This is a genomic window from Candidatus Clostridium stratigraminis, from assembly GCF_045310675.1.
GTDB lineage: Bacteria > Bacillota > Clostridia > Clostridiales > Clostridiaceae > Clostridium_AT > Clostridium_AT stratigraminis.
Map to the genome: position 1 here is coordinate 91,694 of NZ_JBJHZZ010000005.1, position 12,042 is coordinate 103,735.

The 12,042-nt window shown below is 34.2% G+C and carries 8 protein-coding genes; 6 read left to right on the forward strand and 2 right to left on the reverse strand.

The window, feature by feature from the left end:
- Nucleotides 1-98: 98 nt before the first annotated feature.
- The 4 genes from uvrA to ACJDUG_RS09720 all read left to right on the forward strand — a co-directional run bounded on the left by uvrA (nt 99) and on the right by ACJDUG_RS09720 (nt 6,243).
- On the forward strand, nt 99-2,921 hold the full coding sequence (gene uvrA / locus ACJDUG_RS09705; protein ID WP_406769697.1) for an excinuclease ABC subunit UvrA: 2,823 nt from the start codon (nt 99-101) through the stop codon (nt 2,919-2,921).
- Nucleotides 2,922-3,119: 198 nt separating this feature from the next.
- The gene (locus ACJDUG_RS09710; RefSeq protein ID WP_406769698.1) at nt 3,120-3,554 is read left to right on the forward strand and encodes an FHA domain-containing protein; all 435 of its coding nucleotides are present in this window, start codon (nt 3,120-3,122) and stop codon (nt 3,552-3,554) included.
- Between the two features lie 8 nt (nt 3,555-3,562).
- Nucleotides 3,563-4,762 (forward strand): FtsW/RodA/SpoVE family cell cycle protein, encoded by a 1,200-nt coding sequence (locus ACJDUG_RS09715; protein ID WP_406769699.1) that lies wholly within the window; start codon nt 3,563-3,565, stop codon nt 4,760-4,762.
- Nucleotides 4,763-4,818: 56 nt separating this feature from the next.
- Nucleotides 4,819-6,243, forward strand: coding sequence for a peptidoglycan D,D-transpeptidase FtsI family protein (locus ACJDUG_RS09720; RefSeq protein WP_406769700.1), 1,425 nt, complete (start codon nt 4,819-4,821; stop codon nt 6,241-6,243).
- Nucleotides 6,244-6,536: 293 nt separating this feature from the next.
- Here the strand turns inward: ACJDUG_RS09720 and ACJDUG_RS09725 are convergent, their stop codons facing one another.
- Complete coding sequence (locus ACJDUG_RS09725) at nt 6,537-7,469, reverse strand: LysR family transcriptional regulator (protein WP_406769701.1); 933 nt, start codon at nt 7,467-7,469, stop codon at nt 6,537-6,539.
- A 300-nt stretch (nt 7,470-7,769) separates the two neighbouring features.
- Here ACJDUG_RS09725 and ACJDUG_RS09730 point away from each other — a divergent pair, with 300 nt between their 5' ends.
- Nucleotides 7,770-8,861 carry an AbrB family transcriptional regulator gene (locus tag ACJDUG_RS09730; protein WP_406769702.1) on the forward strand — a complete coding sequence of 364 codons (1,092 nt, stop codon included), beginning with the start codon at nt 7,770-7,772 and terminating at the stop codon, nt 8,859-8,861.
- 7 nt (nt 8,862-8,868) lie between these two features.
- Here ACJDUG_RS09730 and ACJDUG_RS09735 read toward each other — a convergent pair whose 3' ends face one another.
- Complete coding sequence (locus ACJDUG_RS09735) at nt 8,869-9,564, reverse strand: response regulator transcription factor (RefSeq protein WP_406765635.1); 696 nt, start codon at nt 9,562-9,564, stop codon at nt 8,869-8,871.
- 199 nt (nt 9,565-9,763) lie between these two features.
- Here ACJDUG_RS09735 and ACJDUG_RS09740 point away from each other — a divergent pair, with 199 nt between their 5' ends.
- Complete coding sequence (locus ACJDUG_RS09740) at nt 9,764-12,022, forward strand: cache domain-containing protein (protein WP_406769703.1); 2,259 nt, start codon at nt 9,764-9,766, stop codon at nt 12,020-12,022.
- Nucleotides 12,023-12,042 lie beyond the last annotated feature (20 nt).

Sequence of the window (12,042 nt, forward strand, 5' to 3'; positions counted from 1 at the left end):
TGAATAATGAAGAATGAAGAATAATTCCATATAAATATGTTTTTTTACAAAGGAAGAAATTCATCATTCACAATTTACAAAATTACCTGGAGGTTTACATGAAAGATAAAATAATAATAAAAGGTGCTAGAGTTCATAATCTAAAGAACGTTAGCCTTGAAATACCTAGAGATAAATTTGTTGTGTTTACTGGTCTTTCTGGTTCTGGAAAGTCTTCCCTAGCTTTTGATACCTTATATGCAGAAGGTCAAAGAAGATATGTGGAATCACTTTCTGCCTATGCGAGACAATTTTTAGGACAAATGAATAAACCGGATGTAGATTATATAGAGGGCTTATCCCCTGCTATTTCCATAGATCAAAAAACCACCAGCAGAAACCCACGTTCTACAGTAGGCACCGTAACTGAGATCTACGATTACCTAAGACTTTTATATTCAAGAATAGGTGTGCCTCATTGTCCTAAATGCGGTAAGGAAATTAAGCAGCAGACCGTAGATCAAATGGTAGATAAAATTATGGAGATGCCTGAAAGAACAAAATTGCAGATACTTGCTCCTATTATAAGAGGAAGAAAAGGTGAGCATATTAAGGCAATTGAAAATATTAAAAAGAATGGTTTTGTTAGAGCAAGAATAGATGGAGAAATTGTTGAATTATCAGAAGATGAAGTAAAGCTTGAAAAAACTAAGAAGCATAATATTGAGGCTGTGGTTGACAGGCTTGTAGTTAAAGAAGATATTAGGAGCAGACTTGCAGATTCCTTGGAAACGGCTTTGTCTCAAGGAGAAGGCCTTGTTATTGTAAACTTAATAGATAAGGGAGATATATTATTTAGTGAAAAGTTTGCTTGTCCAGACTGCGGCATTAGTATAGAAGAGCTTGCACCAAGAATGTTTTCTTTTAATTCTCCCTTTGGAAAATGTGATGAGTGTGATGGGCTTGGAACACTCATGGAGCTGGATGAAGACCTAATAATACCTGATAAGACAAAGAGTGTTTCTGAAGGTGCCATAATTCCTTGGAGCGGTACCAGCGGAAAGGATGATTCCTGGACTTACAGTGTTCTAAAGGCACTGGCTGCGGAATATAACTTCAGCTTAGATACTCCAATAGAGGATTTGGACCCTGAAATTGTAAAGATACTTTTGTACGGTACTAATGGAAAGAAAGTTAAGGTAAGGTATGAAAGGGAAACCGGTGTTGGGGAATTCAACCATACCTTCGAAGGAGTTATTAACAACTTAAAAAGAAGATACTTTGAAAGTAATTCTGATTACATTAAAAACGAAGTAGAAAGCTATATGAGTAATTCTCCTTGTCCTAAGTGCAAGGGTGCAAGGCTTAAACCTGAAGTCTTAGGCGTTACTGTGGGAGACAAAAATATTTATGAGCTTTGCCTCTTATCTATAAGGGATGAACTAGAATATATAGAAAGCCTTCAGCTGTCGGAGAAGGACACCATAATAAGTAACCAAATACTTAAGGAAATTAAAAGCAGGCTGAGATTTTTAGTGGATGTTGGCCTAGATTACTTAAACTTGTGGAGAAATGCTGGTACACTATCAGGAGGAGAAGCACAGAGAATCAGGCTAGCTACTCAAATAGGATCAAGCCTTGTAGGAGTACTTTATATACTTGATGAGCCAAGTATAGGACTTCACCAGAGAGATAATGACAAGTTAATCGGAACCCTTAAACATTTAAGAGACCTAGGAAATACTCTTGTTGTAGTTGAACATGACGAGGATACTATGAGAGCCGCGGACTGCATAGTGGACATTGGTCCTGGGGCAGGAGAACATGGTGGTGAAGTTATTGCAGTAGGAACCTTAGATGAAATTGCTAAATGTGAAAATTCAATTACAGGCCAATATATAAGCGGCAAGAAGAAGGTTCAAGTACCTGACAATAGAAGAAAGCTAAGCGGTAATTATATTACTGTTCAAGGTGCAGGGGAAAACAATTTAAAGAATATTAATGTGAAATTCCCACTAGGGGTATTTACAGCAGTAACAGGAGTTTCAGGTTCAGGTAAAAGTACTCTTGTAAATGAAATACTCTATAAGGGTTTAAATAAAAAGCTTAATAATTCAAAGGACATACCAGGTAAGCATAAGGAAATATTAGGTGTAGAATATATTGATAAGATCATTGATATAGATCAAAGTCCAATAGGACGAACACCAAGATCAAATCCAGCTACCTATACTGGAGTGTTTGATATTATCCGTGAGGTTTTTTCTACAACCTCTGAGGCCAGAATGAGGGGCTATAAACCAGGAAGATTCAGCTTCAATGTAAAGGGTGGACGCTGCGAAGCTTGCAGCGGCGATGGAATTATAAAAATAGAAATGCAGTTTTTATCTGATGTTTACGTACCTTGTGAAATCTGCAAGGGTAAAAGGTATAATAGGGAAACCTTAGAGGTAAAATATAAGGGTAAAAATATAGACGAAATACTTAATATGACTGTTGAGGAAGCCTTAGATTTTTTCCAAAACCTTCCTAGAATTAAAAATAAAATGGAAACACTTATGGATGTTGGACTAGGTTATGTTAAGCTTGGTCAGCCGTCAACTCAATTATCAGGAGGAGAAGCTCAAAGAATTAAGCTAGCTTATGAGCTTTCAAAAAGAAGTACTGGTAAAACCTTATATATACTTGATGAGCCAACAACAGGGCTTCATGTAGATGATGTCAACAGGCTTATTCAAATTCTCCAAAGGTTAACTGATGGTGGAAACACAGTTATAGTAATTGAACATAACTTAGATGTAATTAAATCAGCAGACTATCTCATTGATCTAGGACCTGAAGGAGGAGAAAAAGGCGGAACAATTATAGCTTCCGGAACCCCAGAAGAAATTGCAAAAGTTAAAAAATCCTTCACAGGACAATATTTAAAAAAGATGTTATAATGGTTTAAGTAAGGCTAGCATAGGATAATATGCTAGCCTTATTCAATTAACAATAAAAAAATGATGCATGTTTTGTAATGTAAAACTATAATTATTTATTAGAGCCTTTTTTAGAAGAAATGATTCAATAATTATTAATTATTATGATAAATTGTTAATGCAAATCATTAATTCAATTTACGAAAGGAAGTGGAAATATTGGACTTTAGCAGACTGACTACGATATTTAGGTTTATTATAATCGGAATTGTTTATATTATAATTTTTTATGCTCTTAGCATCATGTATAAGGATATAAAATCAGGAGGAAAGAAGAAAACTACTAAGAAGAAAGCTTTTGGACTTGAAGTGCTGGATGCAGGTGAGAACTCCATTTTAAAAAGAGGTGGAATAATACCTATTCACGGAGAGCTGACTATTGGCAGAAGAGACAGCAACATGCTTGTATTAGATGATCAATTTGTATCTGGAAATCATGCTAGAATATTTATTAAAAATACAGATAATATGATAGAGGATTTAGGAAGCACAAATGGTACTGAGTTAAATGAAGAAAGACTTGAAGATAGGGTTATTCTTAAAGTTGGAGATGAAATTAAAATAGGAAGTGCTTTATTTAAGGTTATAGGATAGGTGATAGAATGGATAACATAAAGGACGAAAAGAAGCTCTTAAGGTATGTATACCTGCTTTGTATCGTTTGTTTTGTAAACCTTGCACTTGTAAAACAGCCTCTTGACAAGGGGGCACTCATTATTGCTGCTATTATAATTACCTTAATAGCATATTCTCATTTTATAATTAGAAGATTTTATCCTGATGGGGATAAATACATATTTGTTTTAGCAAGTGCTCTTTCTGTAATAGGTCTAACCGTAATTTATAGGATAAATCAATCGCTGGCAGTTAAGCAGGTAATGTGGTTTGCCTTAGGAGTTGCAGGTTTCATTATTATAGTTGTAATGATGCCAGATTTAAAACGGTTTGCTAAATATAAATATTTTTATTTAGTCTTAACTATTATATTTATGGGCGCTTCTCTACTCATTGGAACGGAGGAATTGGGAGCAAAAAACTGGATTAAAATCGGAGGCTTTAGTTTGCAGCCTTCAGAATTTGGAAAGCTTTTTTTAGTTGCATATTTAGCAACTGCCTTAAAGGATTATAAGAATCGCAAAAACTTAATAGAGCCGGCTATAGTAGTTATGATCTGTCTTGGTTTTATGATGCTGCAGAAGGATTTAGGGACTGCGCTTATTGTTTTTGCACTATCTGTTACTATACTTTATATAGCAACTTCAAAATTTAAATATGTCCTTGTATGCTTAGTTCTTTTTGTAATTGGCGGATATCTAAGCTATAAACTTTTCGGGCATGTAAGAGTGAGATTCATGATTTGGAAGAATCCATGGGCTTATGCAAATGGGGATGGCTACCAAATTGTTCAATCCTTAATTGCTATTTCCTGGGGAGGGCTTTTTGGAAGAGGAATCGGCTTTGACTACCCACAATATATTCCTGTAAATGTTTCTGACTTTATTTTTACAGTTATATGTGAAGAGCTTGGCATTATTTTAGGACTGGGACTTATAATAATTTATTTCTTGCTATTTTATCGTTGCATGAGAGCCGCTGTTTTAGTTGAGGATAATTTCTCTAGACTGGTTGCAGTGGGCTATAGTGCCATAATTGCATCTCAAGCCTTAGTAATACTTGGAGGAGTTATTAATTTAATACCTCTTACAGGTATAACTTTGCCTCTAATAAGCTACGGTGGAACTTCCATGCTCATAACATTTTTCTCACTTGGAATTTTGCAGAAGATTTCAGAAGGAGAGTAATGGCATCCATATGAGTTATTACTTATTAATTATAAATTAAAATCGGAGGTCTTTTTATGGATGGTGATATTTCCAACAACATTAAAAAAGTATTGATAGTATTCCTGCTTTGCTTTTTAGTGATTATTTCATATATAACTTATTTTGAGCTTTATAAAGCACCAGATATAGCTAAAAGCCAATATAATAAAAGGCTTTGGGCTATTAGAAATGAGGTGCTTAGAGGGACTATTTATGATAGAAATATGAAAGCACTTACTACAAGTGAAAGAGTTAATACGGAGACTCAAAAGAGAACCTATACTGGAGGCCCCTTATTTGCACATGCTCTTGGCTATGTGGATATTAAATATGGAATTACAGGTCTTGAAAGAAAATATGACTCGGAGCTTATGCAGACACAAACACCAGATCTTTTAACTCTTATAAAAAATAAGGGAAAAAGTGAAGAAAAAGTAGGGGATAATTTAAAAACTACTTTAGACTACAATATTCAAAAAACAGCTTATGACCTTTTAGGAGACAATAGAGGTGCGGTGGTGGCCTTAAACCCAAAAACAGGAGAGGTTTTAGCCTTAGTTTCCAAGCCCTCCTTTGATCCAAATAACTTATCTGATACCTGGGCAGCAATAAATAAGGATCCTAGTCTCCCACTAATTAACAGAGCAACCTCTGGAATGTACCCTCCAGGCTCAACCTTTAAAACTATTACTGCAATAAGTGCTCTGGAAAATATCAATAATGTTACTAATAAACGTATTAACGATAAAGGTAAGATTGTTTTTAATTCAAAAGAGTCCCTTTCCAACTTTAATGGAGAAGTACTTGGAAACATAGGCTTTAAACAGGCCTTTTATGAATCCAGCAATGTATATTTCGGTACCTTAGGCATGGAATTAGGAAATACAAAACTAAAGGCAACAGCTGAACAATTTTATTTTAATAAAAATATTCCTGCTGATGGCATTTCTATTGAAAATAGCAAGTTTCCTACTTTAAAAAGTAATGAAAAAGGAAACTTAGCTATGACTGCTATTGGCCAAGGGGAGGTACTGGCAACTCCAATGCAGATGGCCTTGATTGCAAGCACAATTGCCAATGACGGTACAATGATGGAACCTTACATAGTAAGCCAGGTTATGGACAGCAAGGGAAATCCAATTAGAAATATTTCTCCTAAGAGTATTGGGACAATATTATCAAAAGACAATGATGCTATTATGAAAGATATGATGAGAAGCGTTGTAACCAGTGGTACAGGAACAGCTGCAGCTATTCCAGGAATAAATGCAGCTGGAAAGACAGGTACTGCTGAACATGATAATGATCCAAGTAAACCACCTCATTCTTGGTTTATAGGCTTTGCTCCCTATGATAATCCTCAGATTGCTGTTGCTGTAATTGTGGAAGATGGGGGCCAAGGTGGTATAGCAGCTGCAAAAATTGCTGGCCAGGTAATGAAAATCGCACTTGGTAAGTAAACCCAATGTTTAGTGCTGTTATAAAAATTAAAAAAATAGCTACAATATATAAAATATGTTACATGAGCTGATCGCTGCGAAAGAAGCTCCAAGCTCAGAATAGCCACAAACCCAAGTGTTTTCGTAGATTCATTCCATTCAGACGAACACACTAAGGCTTTGTGGCTATTCTTTGGCTAGGAGCTTCTAGTTCTCGCTATATGCTTATTCCACATATTTTATATATTTTCGCTAAAATTTCATTTTGTGTATATTTTACAACAATCCAAATTTTTTAACTTAATAATTGTACTTCAAAGTTTTGTGTGTGGCTTTAAAACTGTTTGTGCTAAGTTGATAAATTCCTTGGCAGCCTTAGATATATATTTGCCCTTTCTGTATGCAACCACCAGTGTTCTTGTTGCCTTAAACTCTTCTAATGAAAAATACATGGGATGCTCTAAAAACCTGTTAAAGCTTGCTATTGTATCAGGTATAAAGGTAATTCCCATTCCTGAGGCAGCAAAGGCATGTGCTGCTTCTATACTTTCTGTCTCAAGTATGATTTTAGGCCTGAAACCTGCTTTCTCACAAAGATAGGTTGAAATTTGATGTAATTTTTGATTTTGTTTAAGAAGAATAAAAGGTTCATCACGAAGGCTGCTTAGTTCAATCTTATGCCTAGTCTTCATATCTATTTCATTAGCCTTAAATTTTTCGCATGCAGGATGATGAGGTGGAAGGGCCAGCAGGATTTCTTCTTCCATAATTGGCTCATAAGAAAAATGCTCCTCATTTATAGGCAAAGTCATAATAGAAATATCTGTCACTCCTTTAACAGCCAGATCATATAACTCTGGTGAGGTTCCTTCTACAAGAACCACATCTATTCCAGGAAACTTCTCATAAAAGGAAGGAAGAAGCATTGGCATAATATAGGTACTTCGAAAAGTGGAAAGGCCTATAACAAGTCTGCCTTTTTTAAAATCCACAATATCTTCCATTTGCTGTGATAACTGCATATTTAAATCTAAAATGTGTTTGGCTGTTTCAACATACAGTTCTCCTGCATAGGTAAGTCTAAGGGGGGAGGTAGATCGATCAAAGAGTTCCACCCCAAGTTGGTTTTCTAATTTTTGAATATATTGACTAAGTGAGGGCTGTGCTATATATAACTTTTGCGCAGCCTTTGAAAAGCTTCTTTCTTCTGCCACCATAAGCATATATTTAAGCTGACGAAAATCCATAGTAACCTCCTAGTATTCCTTATTCTGCACACAACAATTACCAATTGTTGTGCTCCTAGTATTCCTCTTTACTGGGTAACCTGTACACAACCGTTCCCACTGGCTAGGTTACCCGCAAAAGTCCATTTAGGACTTTTACCTTAACACAGTAATTATCAATAGTTGTGCTCATATATAGGTAAAAACCTATATGATTTATAAAGATTATAGTATTAGTTATATTACAATTTCAATGATACAATATATATAAGTAGAAAACAATTGTAAAGAGGACGAAGTAGAGAGGAAAAAGGCGAATAGATGTTTAACTTGATAATAACTTTAATTATAGGCTTAATAGGGGGAATTACAGCACTTCGTTTAAAAATTCCTGCAGGTGCAATGGTAGGAGCAATGCTGTCAGTAGCAATATTTAATGTAATAACTGGAAGCGCATATCTTCCTCAAGATGTAAGAATAATTACCCAAATAGCTGCAGGCGCTTTTATTGGAGCAGGCATTAAATACAAAGATGTATTAGATCTTAAATTAATGCTAAAACCAGCGATTTTAATGGTTACCACTATGATAGTTTTAGATTTACTTATGGGGCTTATTATGTATAAAATTACAGGCATTAACTTGGTTACTGCTCTTTTTGCCTGTGCTCCAGGCGGAATTGTTGATATGTCACTTATAAGCAATGATTTAGGTGCAGATTCCTCAAAGGTAGTTATATTGCAAATGGTAAGACTTATGTGCGTATTTATTATTTTTCCACCATCTTTGAAATTCTTGTCCTCACGAATAAATAAATCTGAAAAAAGTGATGAAAACCCAGATTTAATTATCTGCAGCAATAGCGTTGATGCATCAATGCAGGCTGCAGCAGCCACTAAGGAAAAAAGCAACTCAAAAGAAAAAGTAAGTAATCTTATACTTACACTTACTGTGGCTTTAGCAGCAGGTTTAATTGGCTATAAACTGAAGATTCCTGCAGGGGCATTGACTTTTTCCATGCTTTCAGTTGGGGCTTTCAGTGTGATTTTTAATAGGGGATATATGCCCTTAAATTTACGCAGACTTACCCAAGTATTTGCCGGGATACTTATTGGAGAAAGAATGACCTATGGAAATATAGTAGAACTTAAAGGAATTATTTTGCCGGCATTAATACTTTTAGTGGGAATAATTCTGGTAAACCTATGTATAGGTATTTTTATAACCAAGGTTTGCGGACTGGAATTAATAACTTCACTTTTAGCAAGTGCACCAGGAGGGGTATCGGATATGGCCCTTATTGCAAAGGATCTTGGCGGAGATGCACCTAAAGTAGCTATTCTCCAGCTTGCACGATATGTATGCGTAATAGCCACTTTCCCATTTTTAGTTAAGTTTATCAGCTCACTGTAATTATAAACTAATTTGCAGTAAACTGATAGCCAATCCCCCAAACCGTCTTAATAAATTTTGGCTTGCTTGGAACCTTCTCAATTTTGTCTCTTAAATATTTTATATAAACCATAATACTATTATCATCAGAAGAATTATCTTGCCATACCTGCTGATATAGTTCCTGCTTTGAATATACTTGATTTGGATGTTCCATGAAGAATTTTATAAGCTTTGTTTCCTTTGAGGATAATTTAATTTCTACCTCCTCCTTATAGAACTTATAGCTTTTTAAATCAAATTTAAAGCATCCATTAATTATAAGATTACTAGGAATATCATTTTGAGAAATTTCTTTGTGCCTTTTAAGTTGGGATTTAACCTTAGCAAATAGCACAGTAGGACTAAAGGGCTTAGTAATATAGCTGTCAGCTCCTAAGTCCAGACCCTTTATAATATCTTCATCTTGATTTTTACCACTTAAGAATATAATAGGTATTTGTAAATTGTGCTTTCTAATTTCTTCTGCTACTTCATACCCTGAAATATCATCCATTAATATATCTAATATAATTAAATTAAAGTTATATTTGTTTATCATTTCAAGAGCTTGCCTACCGTTTTCAGCTTGAAAAACCATCATGTTTTCATTTGCTAATATCTTGCAGATTAATTTTCTTATAGGTTCTTCGTCTTCAACAATGAGAATTTTAGTTTGTTCCATAATTACCTCGTATCATAAAAAGATTAAATTATCATCTTATATTGATTAATTTAATTATATTAAAAATAAGCTTTAAAAATCAATAACTAAAATACTAAATTTCAATATAACATTAAAAGCTTTATGTGAAGCCTAAGATATATTATAATTATTATTAAGTTGTTTTCATAGAAGAATATAATTTATGGGGTGTGCAGAGGTGGCAAAATCATTGTTAAAGAAGTTCATGGATAGTGTGAATTTTCGATTTGTAAAGGCTAGAATTTGTATAGGTATTGCATTAGTGGCAATTTTATGCCTGCTTACCTATATTACCTATGATCAATACAAAAATACAATTGTAGTTCAGCAGCAGCAAAGTATGCTTGGTACCTCCAGGTCCATTTCTCGGAGTATAGAGCTTTTTATAAACGAAGTTGCTGATAGTATGAAAATAATCACTTTAGATAATAAATTTGTTAAGACTTTTACTGGTGTTGACAAGACTCAAAGGATTAATGCTTCTATGGAGGAATTAAAGTCTTATTATCTTGCACAGGGAGAGGCTATTGATACCGTAAGGATCTTTGATAAAGAAGGAAAGGCTATAGCAGAATATCCTCAAGGTCTTAAAAATAATGACGTTACAATAAATGAGGATTTAAAAACGGCAATTAATAAAAAAAGCACCTATATAGGAAATGCCTATATGGATAAAGGCAGAAATATTTTTATTATAAATATATATCAACCAATCTATGATGGAGAAACTTTCAGGGGAATAATCTCGGCAGCAGTAAATCTAGATGTTTTATATGATAAATTAATTGCGCCTGTTAAAATAGGAGAAAAAGGCTATGCCATGGTAAAGGATCAAGAGGGCATCATAATTATGCATCAAGTAAAAGAGCAGGTAGGAATGGATGTTATTGAATCAAGAAAGCAGGTTTTTCCTGGCCTGGATTATACTGAACTGGAAAATTTAATTAAAGACCAACTTACAGGCAAGGAAGGAACCGCAATTTATCATTCATACTGGTGGGCAGATGCAGGTAATAAGGAACTGACTAAGGTAAAGAAGCTTAATGCCTACACACCTGTAGAGCTAGGAGATCACTTTTGGGTGGTTGCATTAACTATGTCCTATGACGAGATTCAAGGTCCTATAAACAAGTTTTTAGTTAAAATTATTGCTATAGATGGTTTAATTGCAATTATAATCTATGTGTTTGTTACAGCATTAATTAGAATGAAAAGGAACAAAGAAGAGCTTGAAAAAGAAACAAAGTATTTAAAAAAGTTAAATGAAACTTCTGAGCAGCTTAGGAAAAAGGAATCAGAACTTTTTCATTCCGAGAAATTAAAAATGATAGGAACTCTTGCAGGCGGAATAGCTCATGATATAAACAATTTATTAACCCCTATTCTTGGTTATTCAGAGCTAATGCTTATGAGTTTGTCTCAAAAAAGTGAATACTATGATGATGTTAACGAGATATATAAGGCTTCAAAAAAAGGCAAGGATTTAATTGAACAGATTTTAGTTTTCAGCAGAAGTGATAAAGAAATAACTAAGCTGGAACTTATTAATGTAAATGAAGTGACAAAAGAAACAATAAAGTTATTGAAAGCAATTTTACCTAAGAATATAAAACTTCAGTTAGATTTTAATAAGGAAGCAGGATACGTGAAGGCTAATTTTACACAAATACACCAGGTTATATTTAATTTGTGTACTAATGCTTTTCAAGCTATTAAAGGCAAAGAGGGCTTGATAAAAATAACTTTAACCAATATTAATGGTACAAAAGCACAGGAAATAAATAAAGCCCTGCATAGGCAGAATAATTACATTGAACTTACTGTTGAAGACAATGGCTGTGGTATGAATGAAGAAACTATGGAAAGAATATTTGACCCTTTCTTCACCACAAAAGCCATGGGTGAAGGAACAGGCCTTGGACTTTTTGTAGTTCATAACATAATAGATAAATATAAAGGTATCATAACTGTTGATAGTGAAGTGGGGGTTGGTAGTACTTTTAAGGTTTATTTACCGCTGGTGGAGGAAGAAGTAATAATAGAAGGCGCTGAAACTATTGAAAGTACTCAGAATAAAAACAAAAAAATACTAGTGGTTGATGATAATGCAAAGGTTACTAAAGTGCTGAAGAAAGGCCTTGAGCATCTAGGTTATAATGTGGTTTCGGAAACAGACAGCTTAAAGGCACTAAAGCTATTTCAAGCAGATATTAACAGATTTGATTTGCTTATAACTGACTATTTAATGCCTAACATGAATGGAAATGAGCTGGCAGCAAAGGTGAAGGAACTTAGAAGTGATGCGTTAGTAATTATCATGACTGGATATATTGACGGAAACGAAAAGGAAATAAATAATAATGAGGCTGCCGATGCTTATATTTTAAAACCTATAGAATTGGCCAAGCTTTCAAGTTTAATAGAAAAGATTTCTTAGAAAATCTTTTCTATTATTTT